Raw genomic sequence first — 23,306 nt, 5'->3', positions numbered from 1 at the left:
GGTTTACGATAGGCTAATATATTCACAGAGTTAGGTTCCACGACCTTACTCAACTATATCTATCAGCTCTATATCAAAAACCAACGTTGAACTGGGCGGAATTTGACCTACTACCTGTTCGCCATATCCCAGGTTAGGAGGCACCTCAAAAGTAAATTTGTCTCCTACTCCCATCAAGCTAATTCCTTCTTGCCAACCAAGGATGACAGCATTAAGTGGCAGGGTGACGGGTTGACCTCTATCTAAAGAGCTGTCGAACTTAGTCCCATCTTTTAGCCGACCTTCATAGTGCACTGTTACCCTAGAATTAACTGTAGGTTTAGGCCCAGAATTATTGCCACTAACAATGCGATACTTAAGCCCTGTCCTCGTCACTGTATAGTCATCTAAATCAGTCTGAGTCGAAAGAACAGTCTTAGAAAAAGGGTGAATACGAACAACATGAAAACTAAAGCCCTCATCTGGTCTTTCCCTCAAGCCCGCGTATGCTCCCGTCTGATACTGGTAGGTCACAAATTCGTCTCCAGTGTTCCAAACGATAGCACTAAATAGTCCGAACTTTGCGTGGCCATTAGAGCTTTCTTCGACTGAGAGTAAGGAGTTTGGAGGTGGGGCTAATAAGGGGGAGCGGTTGAATGTGTCCTTACCTTTCTTGAGCTCATCTAGGTATACTAGTTCAAGCAAACATTCTTCCCCATTAAATAGTGGTGAGTTTGGCTTGTCACCTACCTGCTGGCAGTAGAAGTGTGGTATATCTGCACCTCGCAAATTGTTCTTTAATAGGGTGTCTAGAACTATGGGGTTATCAATATTTGCACATAATTCTTGTAAGTCATTTGAAAGAGGAGACTTTTGGCAATGCGCTTCAAGATGCTGTAACGTCAATTCTTTATAGGCGTGATTATTATCTATAACTTCTTCAAGAATATCCGAATGTAACATAGGATCGCCATATATTTTTACCAAAGACTTTATGTTGTTGTCTATAGATGAACCATCATGATAGAGTAATCTAATATCAACAATATCGTAACCTGACACTTCGACTATTATATACTCCCTATTGTCGCCATATTCCTTATAATAAACCCTCGTAGTATCAGAGCCGCTATTAATTAACCTGTACTTCTTCGATGAAACCAAATGTTCCAGTCCCGCGGCATCCATTGAAGAAAACTCACTGACATCAACGGCGCTAGCTTTACCAGACCACACTGTTACACTCACTAGTATACTTGCGATAATATTCTTCATAGAGCCTTCTTCTTAATCAGCTTTTGCATTGTTATCAGTCAATGCTTTTAAAGTTGCTAAAATGGGCCTTGTCCAACTTTACTCCATAAATCGTTGATCACTTAACATGCCGACAACTCGTTGGTAACAAACCAGATATTAGTTCATTAATTGTTAAAGTAAATTGAGAAAGCTAGATGATATGGAGAGTGAATGCTTTAATAGAGTGGCGTCTCAAATATGAGTCATAAGTAACCGTTTCAGCAGTGTTTTCTGCGCTTGGGTAATTGCGTTAACACTGTATGGGGCAGAAACGCTTTAGGGTAGTCGCTCTTGTCCCAAACCGAGTTACGAGGACTATTTCTTGTGTGATTATCACCGAGTGATTCTGTCGTACCTTAATTACCAACCGATTTTTTCATATGTTCGCATTTCATAGGGCTACGAAAGAAAATATGCTATAGAAGATAGTCATCATTATTAGTAAAAGGCTAAGATGCCTACTTGGACTTTTCGCTGAAGCGGGCTCAAAACCCCAAGTAGGCGTATGAATCTTAGCGTACGTTTTCGTCGCCGCGCTAGGTTGAGTGAAATTGGCTATCGGACTGTCTACGTTATCCCAATCCAATAGTGTGATATAATTACATTTATATCACACCATTGAGTTGAATGAGATAGGATCGTCATGGGAAACTTTCCAGCAAATAGAAAAAACCAAGTGACACTGTCACAGTTGCATTCTCAAGATAAAGTAGAAGTAGAGTGGCGTAAAACTCAAAAAAAACTACGGCGCTTCCGCGTTAATTTCCCTGACTTATCTGATAGTTTTGCTCCTGACTGGGCATTGTTACCGACGGTACGAAAAAACTTGGTTGCCTTTGAAGAAAATCGTGGTGGTCATAGCGTCAATACACTAAAGATGCTGGCATTCGTTGTTAGAAAGTGGGATGAGTACTGTAAGTCTCACCAAATTTATAGCTTTCCTATCAATAGCGAAATATTGTTGAACTGGTTCAAATGGCAAAGGCTCGAGTTTAACGTAAAGATAAACAGCCTGAAGCAGTATCGAGCACAACTCAGTTTGTTCCATAAGATAATGGGGGTTGAAGATGTGACGAAGTCGCCTTCGTTAACCAGTTTTTTTAGATCACTCATGAAAGACGAAATGGAACTAAGCGGAACTCAAGTTATTGAGTTACAGGCCAAGCCATTTCGTAAGCATCACTTAAAACAACTGATGGACATTTGGGGTAATGAAAAAATACCACTTTCATACCGAGACTTAACTGTCCTAACCGTCGCCTATGGTACTCTACTTCGAGAAGGGGAAATAGGGAAAATACGCAAAAAGCATGTTAAATTCCTCGAAAATGGGGACATAAACATATATCGTGTAACATCCAAAACAAGCATATCTCCCGAACCCAAAAGGCTAACCGGACAGTTCTCAAAGATATTGAGGCGTTACATTGAATTGTATTGCACATCTCTGAATGAGGATGACTTTGTTTTCTGTTGGCTCACAAAAAAGGGGCATCGACCGGCTGGTTACAGGCAGACCCCTATGAGTGGTATGACAATTGACAGAATATATCAGCGTGCTGACCGTTCTCTTGAGAAGCTGGGTTACAGTGTAATGCAAAATCATGATGGTCATCGCTCGGTTTGGAGTGGACACTCTAGCCGAGTGGGGGCTCTCCAAGATGGCTACGCTGCCGGTTTGTCACTTACCCAACTCATTCAGCTTGGAGATTGGAAAAGCAATGAAATGGTTCTGAGATACCTACGTGGCTTAAGTAATGACGATAGCCCGAATCTACTATTGCAGGGTTAGCAATTTCGCCGTAACCCTCGCCCGATAGGCAGTGAGTAGTCACCCTTCGCTATCGATGCAAATCTTGCTCACATTAGGTCGCCAATACTCAAGCTCGCCATCCATCTTGATTGTCGTTCACTCAGCAGATCTTCAATACTGGCTGACCTGCAGCGAGATTCAGAGCTTTCGATACATAAGCGGCAAAGAAGTACTCATTCCGATAAATTTTTAGCCCTTCGGCGGGCAACATTGTAGAACGACTCCAACTCTTCGTTCGCAATTCCTTTCTGCATTTTCTTCAGCATCGCTGTATCAGTATCTGTGATCTTCACCAGAATGGCTTCACCTTCTTCGGTACTGCATAAGCACTGGCTACGCTTATCTTCAGGGTTAGGCTCTTTCGCTATCAGTTGTTGTTAGACATGGTAACTGACAGTTTTTCAGCGTGAACTGAGTCAGTATCGGATGCCGAGTGTCAGGGATAGGGAGTCCATATCGTTCGTTATGTGCCGTAATGAAATCTCAGTTGTGCTATCAGAATTGTTTCATCTTGATACCGATAAATAATTCGATGTTCATCGTTGATGCGGCGAGACCAATAACCGGATAAGCCATGCTTTAGTGGCTCAGGTTTACCGATACCGTCATATGGTTCACGCTGTATATCTTTGATGAGGATATTGATTCGCTTGAGAATTTTTTTGTCGGTCTTTTGCCAATACAAATAATCCTCCCAAGCATTGGTTGAGAAAGTTAACTTCATTCGAGCAACTCTCTTTCTTGTCCTTTACCAGACTCTAGTTCTGCGACGGATTCGAGTAATCGTCGAGCGTTGGTAGGGGCACGCAAGAGGTATGTCGTTTCTTGCATTGCTTCGTAGTCTTCTAATGAAATCATCACTACAGGTGCTTCGCTCTTGCGTGTGATGATGACAGGGGCATGGTCATTGCAGACTTTTTGCATTGTAGATGCAAGGTTTGCTCTGGCTGCGGTGTAACTAATGGCGTCCATTTCTCACTCCAAACTGTTCATGTACATAATTAGGTACAGATTATAGCGACACATAGCAAATTGCTCAAGCAGACAGCTAACCTTTGGCGATTTTGGTTTGGTCGCGAGGGACGTCGATATCGACCTCTCCATCATCGGTGATAATTGATTTACCCGAGTAGCCATTGCGGGAGTTGGACTGGTTCTGGATTGGTGTTTTTGATATCCAAGGTGCTCATCGAGTTCAGCGTTTAATGCCGTTTCAACGGTCACCTTGGTTAACATTTTACGGAAGTCATCAAGATCAGATTCTGTCTTAATTGACTTTGCTGCCTCAGTATCGCAAACAGCTACAGGGTTATGGCATACGGGCAAGCATGGGAGATGTCGGTGCTTGCTGGGATAATGCCGTGGTCGAGCGGTTCTTCGGAAGCTTAAAGCACGACTGGTTATTTAAAGTACATCAGCCAACCAGAGAGCATATGAAGAAAGATGTCTCAGCCTACCTAAAGAAAGTGTCCGGTTGGAGCCAACCAGAACATAAATACGAGTTTTTGGAGGAACATCGTAGAGTTGGAATAATCGAAAGTGTTATAGTCCCCCAAAAGTCAAATTTGGAAATCTATCATGCATTCAACCGACGTTATTGAACTCGTTAAACTAGGCATAAACATCGAAATTGCAAAAGACTCTTCTCTACATCCCACAGACGCACTAAAAATCGTAACGATTGCCAGTGAGATTGGTACTCACGTTACCGTGAAGAAGAAATACCATACAGATGTCCTGATGGAGTTGGCAAAAGTAGGACGCGATCACATCACTGTTGCTATTTAAACAACGGACATCTAGTTCTTAACCGCAGATAAAGTGGAGCGTGCAACATATTGGGGGCAATATGCTGCACGTTTTTATCGCCAGAAAGGAGCATAAACTTTCTGACATTAGCGAAGTTTAATTCGCTAATCGGTTAAGCTAACTGAGCTGCTGTTCTGTTGTTTTGCGCAATTTCAATCTACTCGATTAGCTTCCAAGCAATTCATTTCTAAACAGGGGCATCGCACCCGTTTGACGACAAACTTCGTTTAAGCGAACCTGAGCTTGCAAGATGTTCTGTTTCCAATTCTCGTCTTGCGCCCACATTTCGATCACAAGTGGCACGACGCACTCCGTTTCTTTCAATGTTCTGAAAACCGCATTGAAATCGACTTCTCCCTCACCAATCACTAAATCACGGAACTGCCCTTTGTATTCAGGAGTGACGCGATATGTGTCTTTAAGGTGAATCTGGGTAATACGTGGCTTACTCAACTTAAGCTCTGTCACTATGTCATAATTCCAACCCGATATATTGCCTACATCTGGATAAGCGGTGAAATAAGGCGAGTCAACCTCGCGGCTCAACACTTCAAATTTGCTTAACGAGTTCAGGTAATCCGTATCCATGATTTCAACTGCTAACATCACCCCAGCGCGCTCCGCCAGTTGTGCCGAGAGCTTCATACCTTCGATAAAACGCAGGTGTGTCGCTTTGTCTGCAGGTTCGTAGTACACGTCATAGCCTGCGAGCTGAATAGTACGAACTCCCAACTTGTACGCCAACGTAATTGCCTTCTCCATATGGATAACAGCTTGCTCTCGCACTTTCGGATCGGCTGAGCCGAATGGAAACTTACGGTGTGCACTCAAACACATCGACTGCAACGGCACTTGATACTCTTCACACATTCGGCGAAGCCCATAGATCTCTTCATCGCTCCAATCTAAACGGCTGCGTCTTTCATCGGATTCATCAACCGAGATTTCAAGGAAATCAAAGCCTAACTCTTTAGTAGTTTTTAGTTTCTCTTCCCAACTTAAGTCATTCGGAAGGGCTTTTTCATATAGCCCAACACGATGGCGCATTAAGTTTTGGTACATAACGCCTCCTAGTTCCAGTAGCGGTTGATTTGTTCTTTTAGTGCTTCAGCGGTTTCTTGCCCTTTTTCACCCGCCAACGCGCGGCCAGCAATAAAGGTTTTCGCTTTAATGCCTTCAAATAGGTACAAATCTTCTGGCACGATGCCGCCTGTGATAGACAGCTCGATACCCAGCTCAGACAGATCACGCATCTTCACTAAGTCTGATTCTGTCCAGCCCACACCCGCCAACTCAGCATCACGAGAGCGGTGATAAATCGCTTGTGTAATACCAAGGTCAACCCAAGCTTTGGCGTCGTCCATAGTCCAGTTACCGTAGATCTCGATTTGAATTTCGCCATTGAACTCATCAGCGACTTTCTTACACGCATCAATGGTTGCAATGTGCGCAGCTGCCGAAACCGTAATCCAGTCAGCACCGGCTTCAAATGCCATACGAGCCAGAATCGCGCCGCCATCTGTTGTTTTCATATCACACACTAAAATGTGGTCAGGATGGTTTTTACGCAGTGTCGAAACCGCCTTCATTCCTTCAGCGAACGCAAGGATAGTCCCCACTTCAATCACATCTACGTAGCTCTCTACGTTGTTCGCAACTTCAATAGCAGCAGGTAGGTTCGTTTGGTCTAGGGCGATTTGAATCATTGGTTTAGTCATGGTTTTATCCTTTAATTTGTTCACGTATTAGATGGGCAAGGCCATCTTGATTGTTGTCTGTTTTGCATACGGCTTGAGCGTTCGATTTGACGGTGTCGTCAGCATTAAACATCGCTACACCTAAGCCTGCGTACTGAAGCATTGATATGTCATTGTGATTGTCGCCAATGGCAATCACTTGGGAGGGCAGAAAACCCAGTTCCTTCACGTATTCAGCAAGGCGTAGGCCTTTGCTATTGCCCTTAGCAGCAAAGTCGATTCGGTTCGACCACGAACGTTCGACGTTAAAATGATCTTTGACCCAAGGCGTTTGCATTAAGTGATCGACCGACTCTTGCTCCCCTTCCACCACAAACTTCCACACATACTCAGTGTTCTTCGCCGTTTCGGAGAATGAATCCACGCGATAGATATTTGGCTTGTGGTGCTCTGGCGCTTGCTCTGCCCACTCTTCCAACGCCAACATGTAGGCGAATGGGTTGTAGTTGGAGTAAGTCATCGCATCGGTGATGTACATCACCATCTTCAGTTTATGTGCCTGCGCTAGGTCGATGAACGTCTGAGCGTTCTCGTGCTCTATTGCGTTATGAGTTAAAACGGTCTCGGTTTGGTAGTCATACACGTAGGTTCCGTTGCAGCAGATAATTGGAGTATCTAGTCCTAACTCATAGTAATAAGGTCTTGCTGCAGTGTGATGCCTGCCCGTCACGATCATTACATGGCAATGTTGCTTGGTCTCTTGGATCGCTTTTTTCACTTCAGGATGGATGGTGTGATCATCGGTCAACACGGTTCCATCAAGGTCTAACGCCAATACTTGATACATCGCCTATCCTCGCATCACGCTTATTGCTGCCCGTAGTAAGCGTTTTCACCGTGCTTACGTAGGTAATGTTTGTCTGATAGCTCCGGCTGAATCTTGATGCCGCTGTTCAGCGAACGTGTAGCCAATGCCATGGCCGACACTTCCTCTAGCACCACCGCGTTATGTACGGCATCTTTGGCATCTTTGCCCCAAGAGAAAGGAGCGTGTCCCGCCACAATTACACTCGGAACTGCCATCGGGTCTACACGACGCTGAATAAACTCTTCGATGATCACCAAGCCAGTATTCTTCTCATACTGATCGGCGATTTCGGTGCTTGAGAGCTTGCGAGTACACGGGATATCACCATAGAAGTAGTCAGCGTGCGTTGTGCCAAGAGCAGGAATATCAATGCCCGCCTGCGCCCAAATAGTTGCACTGCGAGAGTGGGTATGCACAATGCCGCTGATTTCTGGGAACGCTTTGTAGAGCTCCAGGTGGGTAGCTGTATCACTTGAAGGATTCAGCTTGCCTTCAATAACGTTGCCTTCTAAGTCCACTACCACCATGTCTTCAGCCGTCATATCACTGTATTCGACACCCGATGGTTTAATCGCTATCACGCCATTTTCACGGTCAAACTCAGAAACATTGCCCCAAGTAAATGTCACTAAGCCGTACTTAGGAAGCTGTAAATTCGCTTCTAAAACACGTTGTTTCAATTGGCTATATTTGGACATATCGACTCCTTAAGCCGCTTCAGCTTGTGCGAGAGCCATATCAATCAGGTTCGCCACATCTTGCGGTGTTTTACATGCACGCAGTTTTGAGAAATCTTCATCAAATTCGATCAGGTTCGCGACCTGCATCGTGCCTTCGATGTGTTCTTCTGAATCTTTACCTGCCAAAGTGATCAGCACATCGACAGGCTCATCAACGTCGTCAAAAAGAATTGGGGTTTCTAGTACCGTTAGCGCAAAGCCTGTTTTGATTACACCATCTTCAGGGCGGCAGTGTGGTAGAGCAAATGCGTCGTGAATACAGATATATGGGCCTTCAGCAGAAATTGCTTTGATGATCGCATCGTAGTAACGCTCTTCAGCAACACCTGCTTTAACTAGTGCATCAGTACCGATTTTGATAGCCGACTGCCAGTCGGTTGCTTTGGCATTAAGTTGGATTGAGCTGTTGGTAATCAGAGATTCTTTCAAATTCATGTTTTGCTCACTTAGTGATTTGTTATTAGTATTTTTATTAGCCCAGCCGCTTTGCCGCTGGGCTATTTCAATTATTTGTGGAAGTTGTTTTCGATAAGTGACATTAATTCATCACCAAAGGTTTTCACCATGATCATGTTCTTCACTGCTAGCTGCTGTTTACCTTCTGGTAAGTTGATAATCTTTTCTGCCAACGCAACTGAAGTCACGATGATGTCGAATGAACCTAAGTGTGATTTGTAGTCTGTGATTGCACTGTTGAATGTGGTTGCTGGAACCCCTTTCTTATCTAAGAACTCTTTGATCTTCTTAGAACACATCATTGAAGAACCTTGACCAGAGCCACAGCACACGAGAACTCGTACTGGTTTCTGTCCAGTGGCACTGCTAGCTTGTGGAGCTTCAGCCAACGCTTGAGATTTTACTGGCGCTTGAGAACTAGGCGCTTCAACCTCAACTTCTACTCCTTCTGGTGTTACTGCTGTCATGGTTTGTGCTTGTTGCGCTTCGCCGTCTTCTTCAGCACGTAGTGCTTTCGATGCGAAGTACATGTACACACCAGAAAGAGCGACAACAACAAAGAAGAACATGCTAGAGCTTGAGATACCTTGCATGATTGGTGGGAATACAAGAGCCCAGTCAGCCATACCCATCCAGCCGTTAAACTCAGTACCTGATTGTGCGAAGATGTGAATCGCCCAAGCTGAACCAACCACCTCGATAATGCCCATCACGAAACAGATCTTCATTACCGCTTTCCAGCCACCGAAGTGGTTAGCGAACACACCAATCGTTGCGTTAGAGAAGAACATTGGAATAAAGCCAGGGATAATCATGATTGGCGCATCGAAAGCCAGCATTGCCAATACCGCGGTAAATTGACCCACAGCACCCCAAAGGAAACCGAACACCATTGCGTTTGGTGAGTATGCGTAGATAGCCGCACAGTCAATCGCAAGAACCGCATTCGGGATTAGGCGTTGAGAAATACCGTTGAACGCTTCAGATAGCTCGGCTACGAACATGCGTACACCGGTTACGATAACTTGAATTGCAACTGCGAATTTCAGGCCAGTCTCAAAGATGTATATGACCCAATGCGTTTTGCCTGCCATTTCTTGAAGGTTATCGATTCCAAATGAGAGAAGAATCAATCCGAAGAAAGCTGTCATCACAAGAGTGGTTGCAGCAATACTGTCGTGGAAGATATGTAGCCATTTTGGCAGGTTGATGTGGTCAACGCTGTCGTTTTTGTCACCTAGCTTAGGAGCTACTTTAGTTGCAACCCAAGATGCAAATTGCTGTTGGTGACCAATAGAGAAGCCAGCTCCGCCTGTCACTTCTTGTGTAGGCTTGAACATGATGTTGGAAGAGATGCCCCAGTATAGTGACATCAAAATTGCAGAGTAGATGATGGTTTCCCACATACTCGCGCCAAGCACGAAGTAGAAAACAGCAATCAAGCCAGCTTGTTGGAACATGATGTGTCCCGTAAGCATAATGGTGCGGATACCTGTGAGCCTGCGGAAGGCAACTAATAGAATATTAATACCCAGCGCCATAAGGACTGCATACCCAACCCAAGAGTAATTGTCACCCATGGTTTCCATAGTGGCCATCATGGAGGTGTAAGGGTCGATTACCGAGCCTGTCAGTCCATGAATTTCACTCATTTTTTCGATAACCGGTTTAAAACCTGCTACCAGTGTTCCCGCACCCACTTGAACAATCATAAAACCAACAATGGTTTTAATTGAACCGGCGATAACGGTTGTTGCGTCACGTTTGAGAAGGATGTAACCGAGACAAGTTACGATACCAAGCAGCAAAGGTGCTTTGGTCATAACCTGACTGTAAAAAATATAGAAGATTTCGTATAAGAACTCCATATCTTTACCTCTAATATGATTTGTAGTTTTAATGATTTGTAGGGTTCAGTGATGTCTTTCACTGCTCACGAGATAGACTTTAACAATCAAAAGTAATCATTCAATGCTCACTTGTGATTGCTTTGATTTATATCAATTATCTATCCTTACAATGTGCCCAATTGAGCGTCGGATCACGCAAAGATAATAAAGCTTAATAAAAACAATAATTTAAAAAACAACGTGAGTAAGACCTTATTTTCCTAACCTGAATGTTTGACAATCACAAAGGTGATTATTAGAATCAAAACAAATCAAAACTAATCATAAAGTTGTCACAACGACAAATAGAGTGATAAACATGAACGAAGTGCAAAGACACAACGGTATCCTGTCGTTACTAGAAGAAATGCAGACGATTAACGTCTCTCATATCATTGATAATTTTAGTGTTTCACCGGCTACGGCTAGACGTGATATCGCAAAATTAGATGAGCTAGGCAGACTTCGAAAGGTACGAAATGGCGCCGAAAGAATAGAAAACCAAAAGAGAAAATGGTCACCGCTCAATATCAACAGTACTGAGTTTTATGAAGAGAAAGCCCAAATAGCGCATGCCGCAGCCGAGCTTTGTCAGGCGGGTGACACCGTAGTCATAAACTGTGGTTCAACCGCTTTCCTATTGGGTCAGCAACTGTGTGGGGATGATGTTCAGATCGTGACCAACTACTTCCCACTCGCCAGTTACCTGATCAACGAAGATCATGACGACGTGATCATCATTGGTGGCCAATACAACAAGGCACAAAACATCTTTTTAAACCCAGCACCAAACTCATTGGGTGGCTATGCCGGGAACTGGATGTTTACGTCTGGTAAAGGGTTAACTGATGCGGGTCTCTATAAAGCCGACATGCTAACCGCGGTTGCCGAGCAACAGATGTTAGAACAAGTCGACAAGTTAGTCGTTGTGGTAGACAGCTCTAAGGTTGGCCAAAGAACCGGAATGTTGTTTTGTGACACTAAACAAATAGACATAGTAATCACCGGTAAAGATGCCAACCCAGACGTGGTTAAAAAGATTGAAGATCAAGGGACACAAGTTATCTTAGTGTAAATCTAGTGAGCTAATCCACCCTCAAATAATAATAAATTTCAGCTCAGTGCCTTAGTAAAAATTAAGGTGCTCGGCTCTCTACATCCAAATTAATCAATTTATCGAAATAAAAGGTATTATTATGAGCAATGTAAACGAAATCACTCGCGAGTCTTGGATACTAAATACATTCCCTGAGTGGGGCACATGGCTAAATGAAGAGATTGAAAAAACCATTGTTGAACCAGGCACGTTCTCTATGTGGTGGCTTGGTTGTACAGGTATCTGGTTAAAATCAGAAGAAGGCGCAAATCTATCAATGGACTTCTGGTGCGGAACTGGCAAGAAAACACAAGCTGTTCAAAAAATGAAAAACCAGCACCAAATGATGCGTATGGGTGGTGTTGAAGCACTTCAACCAAACCTACGTACTGCTATCTTCCCTTTAGACCCATTTGCGATTAAGGAAATCGATGCGGTAATGGCATCTCACGACCATGGCGACCATATCGATATCAACGTTGCAGCGGCGGTTCTACAAAACTGTGGTGATCATGTAAAATTCATTGGTCCTAAAGCGTGTGTAGATTTATGGGTAAAATGGGGGGTACCAGAAGAGCGTTGTGTTGTCGCTAAAGTTGGTGACGAGATAAGAATTAAAGACGTAAACATCAAGGTTCTAGATGCGTTCGATCGAACAGCACTCGTAACACTTCCTGAAGGTACGTCTTCTCTAGACAAAGACATTCTAGACGGTATGGATGATCGCGCGGTGAACTATTTAGTAGAAACAACAGGGGGTTCTGTTTACCACTCAGGTGATTCACACTACTCAAACTACTACGCTAAACACGGCAACGACCATAAGATCGACGTTGCATTACTTTCTTACGGTGAGAACCCACGTGGCGTAACGGATAAAATGACCTCTTCAGATATCCTTCGTGCTGCTGAATCTCTGAACTGCGAAGTAGTTGTTCCATTCCACCATGACATTTGGGCTAACTTCCAGAACGATCCACGTGAAATCGAAATGCTATGGAATATGAAGAAAGAGCGTCTTCAATACGGTTTTGCTCCTTTCTTCTGGCAAGTGGGTGGTAAATACACATACCCAACAGATAAAGGCCGCATGCATTATCAGCACTTTCGTGGTTTTGCAGACATTTTCAAGAACGATCCAGAATTACCTTACCGCGCATTCTTGTAAGCTTTTCTCATCATTAAGGGAGCGATTAGTCGCTCCTTTTTAATATCCAATGAGCACCAAAATTCCATCACTTCGGGAACATCACGCGTTAATTTGAGTTGAGTCTCCCGAAGCACTGGATGTTCAGTTCAAAGGATATTCAGTCCAAAGATATCTTTGATATCAAAAAGTACTCGTTCAGTTTTCTCTTTAGATACTTGGCTTCCTTTAGTCAAAATGCCGATTAACTGTGCCTTATCATCTAATAGTTCTGCTCTTTTCGCTCGAATAGGTCGAAGTAGCTCTTGCAGACATTCTTCAAGGATTTTTTTTGTCGTTCCATCACCAAGACCTCCACGTTGGTAGTGCTCCTTCAATTGAGTGATGTAGTCTGAATCTGGGTGAAATGCATCAAGATATGTAAAAACAACATTTCCTTCAACACAACCAGCATCCTCAATCTTCAAGTGATTTGGATCGGTATACATTGATTTTACGGCAGCACTGATCTCCTTCTGGGAAAAACCAAGGTTGATAGCATTTCCCATTGATTTTGACATTTTGTTCTTTCCATCTGTGCTAGGTAGACGTGATGCATTACTTAGTAGTGGGCGGCATTCATTGAGGACTGTTTTTCCTGCTAGGGTATTTATTTTCCTTACAATCTCATTCGTTTGTTCAAGCATTGGCAATTGATCATCCCCAACAGGAACGAGAGTCGCGTTGAAAGCAGTGATGTCAGCGGCCTGAGAAATTGGATATGTCAAAAAGCCAGCAGGGATTGAACGTTCGAAGCCTTTATTTTTAATCTCACTTTTCACCGTAGGATTTCGTTCCAACCGCGCGATTGTCACAAGATTACTGTAATACATCGTTAGCTCAGCTAATGCGGGTAATTGCGACTGGAGACAAATTGTTGTTTTACTCGGGTCGATGCCTACCGCAAGATAATCTGCGACGACATTAAGTATATTGGAAGATACCTTAGATGGATTGTGAGCGTTATCTGTTAGACCCTGCATGTCAGCGACAAGAATAGTCTGGTCGTGAACATGTTGCAAAGAGACACGCTGCTTCAAAGATCCGATATAGTGGCCAAGATGCAATGGGCCTGTAGCTCGGTCACCTGTTAAAATGATTTCTGATTTATCAGAGGGTTGATTAGTGTTCATGATTGTATCTCCTAGTATGCAAATAGATCGCTACTGGAGATAATGAGAACACAGTCCTAGCTACCTTCCAGCAGCTTAAGAATGTGACAATCCCGTGCCGCTCTAGTTAGAGCGCCACCAAAAGAAAAATAATGAAGGTGTTGTGGTATGTTTCATCCCATCAAACTAACAATAATTAATTTTAAACTCAACCCCTGAACAAACCATTACCAGATTGATGTCTTCGGATCTCAAGAAGCTATTTTAAGAGCGTTTTAATTCTCTTCGGGTTTGACACCCTGTATAAAACACATTCTCTCAATGACAGTTAAAAAAGTTGCGAATGAACTTTTCACCAGATAGGTTTTGCTCCGTAGAAGACAGGGTAATCAACTCCAACACCATGTCAATAAGTTCTTCCTTTGAGTAGCCAATACTTGGGAATTGGTAAGATCCAAAGTGAGAGAAGAAAGTGTTATCAAACCCGATGATTACCGGACGGTTATGTTGGTTGTTACCAAAACTGTCTACTGCAGCCATCGCCATTGCATCAGAGGTGCAAATTACACCACTATTTGGTTGAACAATTTCGCTTGAATTGTCGATGAGGTACTGCTTCGCCTCATTATACTTATAATTGCAATAGGCGATGTTTTTCAAAGAAATATCGTGGCGTGCAAAGTTGTCTCGGTATAAAGCCAGCCTGCGTTCTTCAACCGCAGAGCTTTGTCGTCCGGCAAGTAAATAAACTCGTTTCACGCCGGCTTGAACAGCATAATTCACCGCATCCTGAATGGCTTGCTCTTCGTCGAGCAAAACCGACCATGTATTGTCCCAGTTTTGTCCGTTAAGGTTGATCACTCTCGGAGTAAGGAACAGCTTTGGCATGTCTTTAGGTTCAATGAGATCCGAGAAAATGATTGCCGCATCCACGTGATGGACGAACGAATTATCAGTAATTGATGCAATATCCTGCTCGGTTTTGATGCGAATGAAAATTGGTAGCTTGCCTATTGATTGCAGTCCTCGAAGTAAATTGTCAAACAGCTCAAGGTCACTCAGATCACTAATGTGGTTGACCACAATGGCAACGAGTCCAGTCGTTTTACTATTCAAGCTATGAGCGAAGGGATTCATGACGTACCCAAGTTCTTCGGCGGCTTTCAACACGCGCTGCTTCTTTGTTTCAGATATGGGTTTTTTCTCTTTTGAAAAAGCCCGAGAGGCAACCGCTTTTGATACGCCGGCTCGGTCGGCTACATCCTTTAATGTAGGTAGTGTTTTAGTACTCATTCGCAAATAACCTCACGATTTTTTGCACTTTATCATAGTCTGTTACCGAGACCCACTCATCGCTACTTTCTATTCCCAAGGAGATTTGTGAGCTCTGCTGAAGCATGTTGCTAGGGCGCTTCCTCTTACCAGAAAGGTGCAGCTCAGAAATGCCGGTATCAACCAGTGAGAGCGCATTGCTGTCGTTTACTCCAGAGCCCGCCATAATCGATAGGCGCCCATGAGCGACGTCGACTAACTGTTTGATCATCGCTATACCTTCTAGCGCAGTAGGCTGAAGCCCTGAAGTTAAAACTCTGTCAATCGGGTATTGGCATAGAAGCTCTAAACTCTCTATCGGGTTAGCAACCAAATCAAATGCGCGATGAAAAGTGATTCCGATACCTTGAGCGGCGGTAGTCCATCGACGCAGTGCCAACTCATTAATGGTAGCGTCGGGATTAAGCGCACCAATGACGACGCCATCAACGCCAAGCAACTTGTAGCTGAGTATTTCCTGCTCCATAAAGTGGATCTCTTCTTCACTAAAGACAAAGTCGCCATCGCGAGGGCGAATCATTACATAAATAGGGATAGAAGAAACAGCAACAGCCTGAGTTATCAAGCCTAATGAGGGCGTTAGACCGCCCAGCGACAGAGCGCTGCACAATTCTATTCTATCGGCCCCTGCCGCGATGGAAGTGTACAGTGATTCAATGTTATCGATACAGACTTCAATTTTCATACAGCTAGCTCATTGGAACTTGTGGAAAGATAGAGAAGAGAAAAGGCCCGGGGGAAAGGGCCTTTGAATTATTAGCTTACCAAGTACCCACTAGTTTAGGTGGGTTAGCATCCGCGCCCCACCATTTGTGGTAAGAGGCTTCATAAGCACCAGAATTAATGTAATCGGAAACAAACATATCCATCCAGCGTAAGTACTCGGCGTCGCCTTTTCTCACTCCAATGGCGATAGGGTCATTGGAGTGCAAGCCTGGCAGAGTTACAAGATTTGGGTTGTTAGTGGCTAGGTAATCAATCAGGGAGCTGTCTTCAATACCCGCATCTACACGGCCTTGTCGAAGCAACAATACACCGTCTGGTGCAAAGTTATCGGTGTAAACCAGTTCAGCGTCTGGCACTTCACGTTTCAAAAAGGTTTCACCAGTTGAACCTCGGCCTACAACTACGCGTTTGCCCGCAAGTTCCTGCAGTGAATTAATATTCTGGTCTTTTTGATGCACAATACGAAGGCCAGCGCGTGCATAAGGAATAGAGAAATTTACCGATTTAGCACGTTCTAATGTCGCTGACATATTACCGATGACAGCATCTAGTTGGTCAGAAAACAACATTGAAACACGAGCGTCACCATGAACATCAGTGAAGCGTACTTCAACGCCAAGTTTTTGTGCTAAGCGTTTTGCTAAATCAACGTCATAACCTACTGGGTTATTCTTTTGATCACGAAACCCGATAGGTTCGCCACCGAGTGAAACGCCAATTTTAATGTAACCGCGCTCTCGAATGTCTTCGAGTTTGCCAGCGAATACTGAGGGGGAGCTGATTACGAGTGCACTTGCCAATATGGTGGTAACCAATGCCTTAAATTTCATTGTGGTTCTCCATTTCATTTCGTTTATCCATATAGCGTCTTTCCGCTATTCTTTGTTCAGGTTTACTCATTCCAGATTTGTAAACCCAGTATTTGATGTCCTCTTCACATCCAAAATTGATGACTCGGTAGTTGTCATCTTTATCGATCGCATGAATGACAACGCCGGCTAAAAAGCCCGTTCTAAGCGAATTTAGTTCTTCAATGGCCATATCTACCGCTTGATCTAGTGAGAAGCCAAGACGCATCGCCATTACTATGGAGTAGGATGTGTTGGCTCTGATGGTCATTTCCCCAGTATGAGTGCAGGCCGCTGCACCATATCGGCTATCCGCATAAAAACCAGCGCCGACAATAGGCGAATCGCCAAGGCGTCCTGGATATTTCCATGCCCACCCTGACGTACTAGTAGCTGCATAGATACTGTCTTTACTGTCTTTAGTTAGAAATACGGTGGTATCACGGACTTTCTCTGGGTCGGTGATCATTGAATTGAGATGCGCAAGCGGACGAGTCGACATGTCAGGGTTTTCTTCGCCAGTGATTTCTTGAAGCTTCTTAAACCACACTTCTTTAGAGTCCTCTAGTAGAGGGTTAGGGCACTCAAAACCCATTTCATAGGCAAAGCGTGTCGCCCCTTCCCCCACGAGGATTTCGTGGTTCAGTTCTTCCATCACTTTTTTGGCAATGCGCGTGACGTGAAAATGATCTTTGACGGCCCCTACGGCACCTGTTCGAAGCGTGTTGCCGTCCATTACCGCACCATCAAATTCCATATCACCCAATAGGTTAGGCCAGCCACCGTAACCTACACTGCGAATTCTTGGTTCTGCTTCAACTTTTTCAATACCACAAATAACCGCATCGAGACCATTGTCGCCGCTATTAAGCATATTTACCGTGTCATCGATTCCCGGCCAAGCTTCTGAATTTGATAATACAATCATTATTTGCTATCCATTTTCTCTAAAAATCGTCTAATTCTTTCGTCTTTTTTACCGCCTTCATCGGAGAAGAAAGCGTCTTTATCCATGTCAGCTCTTACTACCCCTTCGTCGAGGAAAACAATGCGATTGGAGATCTTTTTCGCGAAGGCAATTTCGTGAGTGACAAAGATTAATGTTGTGCCTGATTTTGCCAGGTCAGCGAGTACATCGAGCACCTCTGAGGTCATTTCTGGGTCAAGCGCACTAGTTACTTCGTCCAATAGCAAACACTCCGGCTTCATTGCTAGAGCGCGACAAATACCGATACGCTGTTTTTGTCCGCCAGAGAGTTGAGCTGGAAAACTCGCCTCTTTGTCGGCTAAATCAACAAGCTTTAACAGTTCTCTTGCGGTGCTTTTGGCTTGTTCCTTGCTTTGCCCTAATACTTCAATAGGTGCTAGGGTGATGTTGTCCAAAATGCTCAAATGCGGGTAAAGATTAAAGTGTTGAAACACCGTCGACACTGACGTACGGATCTTTTGTAGCTCCGTTTTGTTGGAAACCGAAAGGTCGAGGAAGGTAATGTCACCGTCATTAATTGATTCCAGCCCATTGATACAGCGCAGTAGGGTTGACTTTCCAGAGCCACTCGCACCTAAAATAGAAACTACGTCACCTTGCTCAATATTTAGGCTGACCCCTTTTAATATGTTGTTACTTCCAAAAGACTTCTTTACGTTGTTAATTGAAATCATGGGGTTCACCTTATGCTAAAGACCAAGATTGATGTTTTCGTAAGTAGAGCTCGAGCTTTCTTCCCACCTTGGAGATGGCCATCGACATGGAGAAGTAGGTCAGCCCGATGACAGGCCAAACAATAAATGGCTGCCACGTACGTTGGTTCAAAATGGCGCCTACTTTTGTAATGTCCATAACCCCTATAACGGAGACTAGTGACGTGACCTGTAGTTGGTTAACCGCGAGACCGACGAGTGGCGCAATGGCAACCAGCAATGCTTGAGGCGTAATGATCTTCTTCAAAATCACCATCTCAGAGATGCCAAACGAACGTGCAGCTTCAACCTGACCTTTATCTACCGCTGCCATTGCGGTAACAATAATGACGGAAACAAATGCAGCCGTATTACCTGTCAGCGTGATAGTCGCGGCTAATTCCGCCGACATGTCCATAGAGAGGAAGATCGGCAGACCAAAGTAGATCAGGAACAGCTGAACCAGAACTGGTGAGTTTTTAAGAAACTCGCTTACAAAAACAGAAAGCTGGCTCAATATAGGGAATCGATAGTGACGAGATAGCGCCAACCCTAAACCCAACAAACCGCCAAACAAGCTAGATACCAAAAACACCTTTAACGAAACACTGATTCCACTAAGCAAAACAATAAGGTCATAGGGGACAAATTCATTATCAGACATCGCTATGCTCCTACTTCAGAGAATCGATTTAGTCGCTTGTGCACTAAAGCAATAAGAATGGATAAGATGTACGTCATCACGCAGTAAAACAGTAATAAAAAGAAGTAAACTTCAAATGGCCTAAACGTTTCCGCCGCAATGATTTTTGCGGTCCCTGTAAGTTCGTTAAGTGTTACTGTCGACAAAATAGACGTGGTCAAAATTAGGTTCACGAAGATCGAACCTAGCGGTTTGATCGAATTTCGCAACGCGATGGGAAGAACGATCTTTCGATAGATAGTTAGGCGTTTTAAGCCAAAGGATTGAGCTGCTTCTATCACGTCCCGATCAACCTGCTGAACAGCCGCCCGCAGCACATCAGCACAATACGCGCCAACAGCAATAGATAGCGCCAATACTCCCGTGGCGTAGGGATCAATGAAAATACGTAGTTCAGGTAAACCATAAAAAATAAAGAACACCTGAACAATAAAGGGAATGTTCCTAAACACGTTTATGTAGATATAGCCCGTTTTAGACAGCACTTTTGACTGACTAATGCACGCAAACATCACCAGCAAACCAATACAGAAACTACCAATAATAGAAGCGACGCTAATACTAGCGGTTATCGAAAATCCATCTATAAACGAGTCTAAGTATCGATACATTATCGAAATATCAAACACGGAACACCCCTCTAATTGAAACTAGTTTCAACTTATGGGTTGCGCACTTCCTATGCAACAGAGATTGTCAGAAAATGAAACCGGTCTCACAAAGTTAATAATTTTTTATAAATAAGTTTTTATTTTGTAAATACATACTAAATGGGCTGTGCGAGTGGGTGACGTTTCAACAAGTGATAGAGTCTAACAGGCTGGCTAAGACGATAAAGTACACGCTCCCTGAACGGCCAAAGATCATCAGCCATATCGATGGCGGGCACTTATCGATAGACAATAATAGTACTGAACACTTAATTAAACCGCTGGTTTTGAATTGGTAAATAAAACTGCTTGCTCTCGAACCAAGCAAATACGATCGCGATGCTTTAATGTACCTTCGAAACAGAAAGCCATCATCGAGATCTTAACGCAGCAACTGTCGGGCAGGCAGGATTAGCTTAGGGAGCGACTGGATTAGCGGATTGGAGTAACCCAGTCTAGATGACCCAATTTGATTCGAGCGAACTAAGAGTCCCCCTTTGGAGAAAGGGGACATTAAGGCTCGATATAACTTACCACTTCTAAGCCAAAGCCAGACAAAGCATGATACTTCTTGTCGGACGAAGAAAGTAAGTTCATCTTGCTGACCCCAAGATCCGCCAAGATTTGCGAACCAACACCTACTTGGCGTGACGCTTGATCTTTCTTATTCGGCTTAACATTCTGTCCAGCATCTAGCGCTTGATAATTCTTTACTCGCCCGATAGTAGATTCGCACGATTCTTGGTGGCCTAAAATCACCAAAACACCACCATCAGCACCAATTTTTTGCATTGATTTTCTAAGTGACCAACTTTGTTTGTTGTCGCGAGTCGAAAACAGCAAATCACTGAAGATATCATGCAAATGCACTCTTACGTTGGTCGGTTCGCAATTAACTTCGCCTTTAGTTAATGCATAATGCACTTGATTATCGACCGTGTCGCGATAAGTAGTCATTGAGAAGTCGCCGAACTCAGTGGGAAGTTTGCACTCCGCAATACGCTCGATGGTAGTTTCAGTTGTGTTGCGATATTCAATCAGATCCGCAATTGTGCCAAGTTTAATACCATGCTTTTCGGCAAACACCTCCAATTGAGGGCGCCTAGCCATAGTGCCGTCTTCATTGAGAATTTCTACGATAACTGATGCCGGTTCGACACCCGCTAGCTTCGCTAGATCACAACCAGCTTCAGTATGTCCTGCACGAACAAGTACACCACCCTCTTTTGCCGCTAGAGGAAAAATATGACCGGGAGTGACCAAATCAGTAGGCTTGGCATCTTGCGCAACAGCCACTTGGACGGTAGTAGCGCGGTCTTCTGCTGAAATACCCGTTGTAACCCCCTGAGCCGCTTCGATAGAAACGGTAAAGGCTGTAGCCCAAGGTTCTGTTGGGTTAGAAACCATCGGGAATAGGTTGAGTGATTCACAACGTTGTTTAGTCAGAGTTAAACAAATTAAACCTCTACCATGAGTGGCCATAAAATTGATGTCTTGTGCGCTCACATGTTGCGCCGCCATCATAATATCGCCTTCGTTCTCACGATCTTCATCATCCATTAGAATGACCATTTTACCTAGGCGATAATCTTCAATAATTTCTTCAATTGTACTAATTGGCATACGGCCACCCGCTTAGTCAGTGGTAGTGTTAATGTATTCAATGCATTGCCTCAATACCGAAACAATGGTCTCCATGCTTTCTGGTGAGCGCCCTCGAATAGGAAAGGAGTCCTTTCGACGGTACATACGCAACGGCTTTTCAATGCTAAAAGGTATTTGACGCGATGCTAAAGACTGCAGAATCGACTGATAGTTTACCACCCCCTCGCCCAACACTGGAAAGGTGAACTTATCGTCATGCACTTGAACGTCTTTAACATGGAAGTGACGACAGAATGGCAATGCGACCTGCGCTTCTTCACTCGGGCTAAGATTAGGTACTAATGACACTGAGTTGCCAGGATCGAAATTCAGAGCTAGTGCCGAGTTATCGACTTCCGACAAAATTCTTACGCCATCATGCGCGCTCGCAAAAGCGTTAAAGTTATGGTCGCCGCCATTTTCGATACAGATAACACAACCTTTATCCTTGGCATATTCAGCCAATATTTTCAGGTTTTCGACAATAATGTGACGATCGGCAATAGGACCGGTACAAGTATTTAAATAAGTAACACCCAGCGTGTGCGCAAAATCGATACGTACCATAAAATCTTCTATCGCTGAGGGAGACGCCAAGTTCATTGTGCAGCCCAAAGCTTGTGTGATCAGTTGCTCTTTCTCTAGCAGTGACAACAAGTATTGGGCATGGGTGTTAGAGAACATATCGCTATCTAATCTACCTACATAGCCCTGATTAAAAGCGAATTCAACTTGGTTTACACCCAAGCTTCGAATCGTTTTTAACGATGTCTTGAGGTCATGTCCGTCAAAAATAGCCGTATTGATGGCTAGTCTTTCTAATACTTTCATAGTGTTCAACCTTTTAGCAATTCTTTGTTTAAACTACCCACTGATACAGCAACACTTCCCAACCCAACAAAGAGATAAGAGAGAAGCCGGTAGTAAATAGGATCACTCCAGCGGTGGCTTCTTTGGCGACTTGATACCGCTCGGATAGCAAGTAGACATTCAAACCCGTCGGTAGGCTGGCCAAAATAACCAGCACTTGGGTTTCGATAACCGAGAGAGAGAAAACATACTTCGCGCATAGCAATATAAGCATTGGAAATAGAAGGATCTTGATGGCCAAAAGTAGGCCTATTTTTTCTTGAATTAGTGAGCGGAGTGAATAAAAGCTTAAGCTTGCGCCTAAGATGAATAAAATTATTGGTATTGCAGCTGCTCCAATCATAGAGAACCCATCAATTAAGAGGATAGGAAGCTCAATACCCCGTGCGTTAAGCAATAACCCAAACACGATGGCCAATAAGATCGGATCAGTTGCCACATTACGGTAGTTATAAAACCCTTGCTCGCCCGAGCGAATCATTAAGATATTGACCAATGGTAAAACCAATAACAGGTTCGTCACGATCACACCCATCAGAACTAAAGTGGCTTTGGGACCGTAAAGCGCAAGCACTAGCGGGCCCCCTACCCCAACGGCATTAGGATATAAAGCTGCGACAGCCTTGATATTGGACGAAGCCACCGTATGATTACCTTGTGTGACGAGCCATGCTTTCAGTCCCCAGAAAACAACGCCAAAGCATAAAATATAAGTAGTAAATACCGACAGTGATGGAAGGTTTTGCAGATCCGTTCGATATACCGATGAAAAAAACAAGCACGGCGCAAGATAAGTAAAAGCAAAGCGTCTGACCCAATCCACTCTAGGTTTGGAAATCCCAGTGATCAAAGTGGCACACCCTAGGCCAAGAATGATCCAGCTCATTAACTTAACTTGCTCCATACCCGCCC

Annotated in this window: 25 protein-coding genes and 2 pseudogenes; 6 read left to right on the top strand and 21 right to left on the bottom strand. The window is 44.0% G+C overall.

Features of this window, described 5'->3' with window-relative positions; genetic code table 11:
• Nucleotides 1–45: 45 nt before the first annotated feature.
• The gene (locus AC6R1O_RS00490; RefSeq protein ID WP_500656288.1) at nucleotides 46–1,254 is read right to left on the bottom strand and encodes an FKBP-type peptidyl-prolyl cis-trans isomerase; all 1,209 of its coding nucleotides are present in this window, start codon (nucleotides 1,252–1,254) and stop codon (nucleotides 46–48) included.
• A 664-nt stretch (nucleotides 1,255–1,918) separates the two neighbouring features.
• Between AC6R1O_RS00490 and AC6R1O_RS00485 the strand changes: the two genes are divergently transcribed.
• On the top strand, nucleotides 1,919–3,067 hold the full coding sequence (locus tag AC6R1O_RS00485; RefSeq protein WP_500656287.1) for a tyrosine-type recombinase/integrase: 1,149 nt from the start codon (nucleotides 1,919–1,921) through the stop codon (nucleotides 3,065–3,067).
• A 484-nt stretch (nucleotides 3,068–3,551) separates the two neighbouring features.
• On the opposite strand, the gene AC6R1O_RS00480 is transcribed toward AC6R1O_RS00485, so the two are convergent.
• From AC6R1O_RS00480 to AC6R1O_RS00470, 3 genes and pseudogenes are all read right to left on the bottom strand, one after another.
• Nucleotides 3,552–3,812, bottom strand: a complete 261-nt coding sequence (locus AC6R1O_RS00480; RefSeq protein ID WP_500627388.1) for a Txe/YoeB family addiction module toxin — start codon at nucleotides 3,810–3,812, stop codon at nucleotides 3,552–3,554.
• Complete coding sequence (locus AC6R1O_RS00475; protein ID WP_486018677.1) at nucleotides 3,809–4,060, bottom strand: type II toxin-antitoxin system Phd/YefM family antitoxin; 252 nt, start codon at nucleotides 4,058–4,060, stop codon at nucleotides 3,809–3,811. Before AC6R1O_RS00475 ends, AC6R1O_RS00480 begins: the two co-directional genes overlap by 4 nt.
• 97 nt (nucleotides 4,061–4,157) lie before the next feature.
• Nucleotides 4,158–4,414 (bottom strand): annotated as a pseudogene (locus AC6R1O_RS00470) (transposase); the annotation flags it as partial.
• Between AC6R1O_RS00470 and AC6R1O_RS00465 the strand changes: the two are divergent.
• Nucleotides 4,390–4,551 (top strand): annotated as a pseudogene (locus tag AC6R1O_RS00465) (integrase core domain-containing protein); the annotation flags it as partial. The pseudogenes AC6R1O_RS00470 and AC6R1O_RS00465 overlap by 25 nt on opposite strands.
• A gap of 115 nt (nucleotides 4,552–4,666) precedes the next feature.
• Nucleotides 4,667–4,876 (top strand): hypothetical protein, encoded by a 210-nt coding sequence (locus AC6R1O_RS00460; RefSeq protein ID WP_500627374.1) that lies wholly within the window; start codon nucleotides 4,667–4,669, stop codon nucleotides 4,874–4,876.
• Between the two features lie 186 nt (nucleotides 4,877–5,062).
• Here the strand turns inward: AC6R1O_RS00460 and AC6R1O_RS00455 are convergent, their stop codons facing one another.
• From AC6R1O_RS00455 to AC6R1O_RS00430, 6 genes are all read right to left on the bottom strand, one after another.
• The gene (locus tag AC6R1O_RS00455) at nucleotides 5,063–5,959 is read right to left on the bottom strand and encodes an L-ribulose-5-phosphate 3-epimerase (protein WP_500627373.1); all 897 of its coding nucleotides are present in this window, start codon (nucleotides 5,957–5,959) and stop codon (nucleotides 5,063–5,065) included.
• A gap of 8 nt (nucleotides 5,960–5,967) precedes the next feature.
• Nucleotides 5,968–6,615, bottom strand: coding sequence for a 3-keto-L-gulonate-6-phosphate decarboxylase UlaD (locus AC6R1O_RS00450; RefSeq protein ID WP_500627372.1), 648 nt, complete (start codon nucleotides 6,613–6,615; stop codon nucleotides 5,968–5,970).
• 4 nt (nucleotides 6,616–6,619) lie between these two features.
• Nucleotides 6,620–7,441 (bottom strand): Cof-type HAD-IIB family hydrolase, encoded by an 822-nt coding sequence (locus tag AC6R1O_RS00445; protein WP_500656286.1) that lies wholly within the window; start codon nucleotides 7,439–7,441, stop codon nucleotides 6,620–6,622.
• A 20-nt stretch (nucleotides 7,442–7,461) separates the two neighbouring features.
• Nucleotides 7,462–8,160 carry an L-ribulose-5-phosphate 4-epimerase gene (locus tag AC6R1O_RS00440; RefSeq protein WP_500627370.1) on the bottom strand — a complete coding sequence of 233 codons (699 nt, stop codon included), beginning with the start codon at nucleotides 8,158–8,160 and terminating at the stop codon, nucleotides 7,462–7,464.
• A 9-nt stretch (nucleotides 8,161–8,169) separates the two neighbouring features.
• Entirely contained in the window at nucleotides 8,170–8,637 is a 468-nt protein-coding gene (locus AC6R1O_RS00435) for a PTS sugar transporter subunit IIA (RefSeq protein WP_500627369.1), read from the bottom strand.
• A gap of 71 nt (nucleotides 8,638–8,708) precedes the next feature.
• Entirely contained in the window at nucleotides 8,709–10,526 is a 1,818-nt protein-coding gene (locus AC6R1O_RS00430) for a PTS ascorbate-specific subunit IIBC (protein WP_500656285.1), read from the bottom strand.
• A 340-nt stretch (nucleotides 10,527–10,866) separates the two neighbouring features.
• Between AC6R1O_RS00430 and ulaR the strand changes: the two genes are divergently transcribed.
• Together ulaR and ulaG are read left to right on the top strand one after the other, a co-directional pair.
• Nucleotides 10,867–11,622 (top strand): HTH-type transcriptional regulator UlaR, encoded by a 756-nt coding sequence (ulaR, locus tag AC6R1O_RS00425; RefSeq protein WP_500627367.1) that lies wholly within the window; start codon nucleotides 10,867–10,869, stop codon nucleotides 11,620–11,622.
• Nucleotides 11,623–11,743: 121 nt separating this feature from the next.
• Nucleotides 11,744–12,811 (top strand): L-ascorbate 6-phosphate lactonase, encoded by a 1,068-nt coding sequence (gene ulaG, locus AC6R1O_RS00420; protein WP_500656284.1) that lies wholly within the window; start codon nucleotides 11,744–11,746, stop codon nucleotides 12,809–12,811.
• A 128-nt stretch (nucleotides 12,812–12,939) separates the two neighbouring features.
• On the opposite strand, the gene trpS is transcribed toward ulaG, so the two are convergent.
• The 8 genes from trpS to AC6R1O_RS00380 all read right to left on the bottom strand — a co-directional run bounded on the left by trpS (nucleotide 12,940) and on the right by AC6R1O_RS00380 (nucleotide 19,859).
• Nucleotides 12,940–13,962, bottom strand: a complete 1,023-nt coding sequence (gene trpS, locus AC6R1O_RS00415; protein WP_500627365.1) for a tryptophan--tRNA ligase — start codon at nucleotides 13,960–13,962, stop codon at nucleotides 12,940–12,942.
• Nucleotides 13,963–14,259: 297 nt separating this feature from the next.
• Nucleotides 14,260–15,234, bottom strand: a complete 975-nt coding sequence (locus AC6R1O_RS00410; RefSeq protein WP_500625959.1) for a LacI family DNA-binding transcriptional regulator — start codon at nucleotides 15,232–15,234, stop codon at nucleotides 14,260–14,262.
• A complete protein-coding gene (locus AC6R1O_RS00405; protein ID WP_500656283.1) occupies nucleotides 15,224–15,958 on the bottom strand; it encodes a copper homeostasis protein CutC in 735 nt (244 codons plus the stop codon). Before AC6R1O_RS00405 ends, AC6R1O_RS00410 begins: the two co-directional genes overlap by 11 nt.
• 76 nt (nucleotides 15,959–16,034) lie before the next feature.
• Entirely contained in the window at nucleotides 16,035–16,829 is a 795-nt protein-coding gene (locus tag AC6R1O_RS00400) for a transporter substrate-binding domain-containing protein (protein ID WP_500625957.1), read from the bottom strand.
• The gene (locus tag AC6R1O_RS00395) at nucleotides 16,819–17,775 is read right to left on the bottom strand and encodes a glycosylasparaginase (protein WP_500630533.1); all 957 of its coding nucleotides are present in this window, start codon (nucleotides 17,773–17,775) and stop codon (nucleotides 16,819–16,821) included. The genes AC6R1O_RS00400 and AC6R1O_RS00395 overlap by 11 nt, the downstream gene beginning before the upstream one ends.
• Nucleotides 17,775–18,509 (bottom strand): amino acid ABC transporter ATP-binding protein, encoded by a 735-nt coding sequence (locus tag AC6R1O_RS00390; protein ID WP_500625955.1) that lies wholly within the window; start codon nucleotides 18,507–18,509, stop codon nucleotides 17,775–17,777. Before AC6R1O_RS00390 ends, AC6R1O_RS00395 begins: the two co-directional genes overlap by 1 nt.
• Before the next feature lie 10 nt (nucleotides 18,510–18,519).
• The gene (locus tag AC6R1O_RS00385) at nucleotides 18,520–19,191 is read right to left on the bottom strand and encodes an amino acid ABC transporter permease (protein WP_500625954.1); all 672 of its coding nucleotides are present in this window, start codon (nucleotides 19,189–19,191) and stop codon (nucleotides 18,520–18,522) included.
• 2 nt (nucleotides 19,192–19,193) lie between these two features.
• Nucleotides 19,194–19,859 (bottom strand): amino acid ABC transporter permease, encoded by a 666-nt coding sequence (locus AC6R1O_RS00380; RefSeq protein ID WP_500625953.1) that lies wholly within the window; start codon nucleotides 19,857–19,859, stop codon nucleotides 19,194–19,196.
• Nucleotides 19,860–19,966: 107 nt separating this feature from the next.
• Between AC6R1O_RS00380 and AC6R1O_RS00375 the strand changes: the two genes are divergently transcribed.
• Nucleotides 19,967–20,179, top strand: a complete 213-nt coding sequence (locus tag AC6R1O_RS00375) for an IS66 family transposase (RefSeq protein ID WP_500625963.1) — start codon at nucleotides 19,967–19,969, stop codon at nucleotides 20,177–20,179.
• 214 nt (nucleotides 20,180–20,393) lie between these two features.
• Here the strand turns inward: AC6R1O_RS00375 and ribB are convergent, their stop codons facing one another.
• From ribB to AC6R1O_RS00360, 3 genes are read right to left on the bottom strand one after another with little or no spacing between them, the layout of a single operon-like run.
• On the bottom strand, nucleotides 20,394–21,503 hold the full coding sequence (ribB, locus tag AC6R1O_RS00370; protein ID WP_500656282.1) for a 3,4-dihydroxy-2-butanone-4-phosphate synthase: 1,110 nt from the start codon (nucleotides 21,501–21,503) through the stop codon (nucleotides 20,394–20,396).
• Between the two features lie 12 nt (nucleotides 21,504–21,515).
• Nucleotides 21,516–22,355, bottom strand: coding sequence for a sugar phosphate isomerase/epimerase family protein (locus AC6R1O_RS00365; RefSeq protein ID WP_500625951.1), 840 nt, complete (start codon nucleotides 22,353–22,355; stop codon nucleotides 21,516–21,518).
• A 28-nt stretch (nucleotides 22,356–22,383) separates the two neighbouring features.
• Complete coding sequence (locus AC6R1O_RS00360; protein ID WP_500656281.1) at nucleotides 22,384–23,298, bottom strand: AEC family transporter; 915 nt, start codon at nucleotides 23,296–23,298, stop codon at nucleotides 22,384–22,386.
• Nucleotides 23,299–23,306 lie beyond the last annotated feature (8 nt).

This window comes from Vibrio sp. R11-SG3-ISO3-SZ (assembly GCF_059834345.1).
Note: the sequence above shows the minus strand (reverse complement) of the source record. Positions and strands in the feature narration are given on the sequence as shown.

Excerpts from the sequence above, each read along its gene's own strand:
- AC6R1O_RS00445 (WP_500656286.1), bottom strand. The coding sequence starts at position 7,441 with ATGTATCAAGTATTGGCGTTAGACCTTGATGGAACCGTGTTGACCGAT.
- ribB (WP_500656282.1), bottom strand. The coding sequence starts at position 21,503 with ATGCCAATTAGTACAATTGAAGAAATTATTGAAGATTATCGCCTAGGT.
- trpS (WP_500627365.1), bottom strand. The coding sequence starts at position 13,962 with ATGAACACTAATCAACCCTCTGATAAATCAGAAATCATTTTAACAGGT.
- AC6R1O_RS00455 (WP_500627373.1), bottom strand. The coding sequence starts at position 5,959 with ATGTACCAAAACTTAATGCGCCATCGTGTTGGGCTATATGAAAAAGCC.
- AC6R1O_RS00490 (WP_500656288.1), bottom strand. The coding sequence starts at position 1,254 with ATGAAGAATATTATCGCAAGTATACTAGTGAGTGTAACAGTGTGGTCT.
- AC6R1O_RS00440 (WP_500627370.1), bottom strand. The coding sequence starts at position 8,160 with ATGTCCAAATATAGCCAATTGAAACAACGTGTTTTAGAAGCGAATTTA.
- AC6R1O_RS00395 (WP_500630533.1), bottom strand. The coding sequence starts at position 17,775 with ATGATTGTATTATCAAATTCAGAAGCTTGGCCGGGAATCGATGACACG.
- AC6R1O_RS00410 (WP_500625959.1), bottom strand. The coding sequence starts at position 15,234 with ATGAGTACTAAAACACTACCTACATTAAAGGATGTAGCCGACCGAGCC.
- AC6R1O_RS00450 (WP_500627372.1), bottom strand. The coding sequence starts at position 6,615 with ATGACTAAACCAATGATTCAAATCGCCCTAGACCAAACGAACCTACCT.
- AC6R1O_RS00480 (WP_500627388.1), bottom strand. The coding sequence starts at position 3,812 with ATGAAGTTAACTTTCTCAACCAATGCTTGGGAGGATTATTTGTATTGG.
- AC6R1O_RS00385 (WP_500625954.1), bottom strand. The coding sequence starts at position 19,191 with ATGTCTGATAATGAATTTGTCCCCTATGACCTTATTGTTTTGCTTAGT.
- AC6R1O_RS00430 (WP_500656285.1), bottom strand. The coding sequence starts at position 10,526 with ATGGAGTTCTTATACGAAATCTTCTATATTTTTTACAGTCAGGTTATG.
- AC6R1O_RS00460 (WP_500627374.1), top strand. The coding sequence starts at position 4,667 with ATGCATTCAACCGACGTTATTGAACTCGTTAAACTAGGCATAAACATC.
- AC6R1O_RS00405 (WP_500656283.1), bottom strand. The coding sequence starts at position 15,958 with ATGAAAATTGAAGTCTGTATCGATAACATTGAATCACTGTACACTTCC.
- AC6R1O_RS00475 (WP_486018677.1), bottom strand. The coding sequence starts at position 4,060 with ATGGACGCCATTAGTTACACCGCAGCCAGAGCAAACCTTGCATCTACA.
- AC6R1O_RS00400 (WP_500625957.1), bottom strand. The coding sequence starts at position 16,829 with ATGAAATTTAAGGCATTGGTTACCACCATATTGGCAAGTGCACTCGTA.
- ulaG (WP_500656284.1), top strand. The coding sequence starts at position 11,744 with ATGAGCAATGTAAACGAAATCACTCGCGAGTCTTGGATACTAAATACA.
- AC6R1O_RS00365 (WP_500625951.1), bottom strand. The coding sequence starts at position 22,355 with ATGAAAGTATTAGAAAGACTAGCCATCAATACGGCTATTTTTGACGGA.
- AC6R1O_RS00390 (WP_500625955.1), bottom strand. The coding sequence starts at position 18,509 with ATGATTTCAATTAACAACGTAAAGAAGTCTTTTGGAAGTAACAACATA.
- AC6R1O_RS00485 (WP_500656287.1), top strand. The coding sequence starts at position 1,919 with ATGGGAAACTTTCCAGCAAATAGAAAAAACCAAGTGACACTGTCACAG.
- ulaR (WP_500627367.1), top strand. The coding sequence starts at position 10,867 with ATGAACGAAGTGCAAAGACACAACGGTATCCTGTCGTTACTAGAAGAA.
- AC6R1O_RS00435 (WP_500627369.1), bottom strand. The coding sequence starts at position 8,637 with ATGAATTTGAAAGAATCTCTGATTACCAACAGCTCAATCCAACTTAAT.
- AC6R1O_RS00360 (WP_500656281.1), bottom strand. The coding sequence starts at position 23,298 with ATGGAGCAAGTTAAGTTAATGAGCTGGATCATTCTTGGCCTAGGGTGT.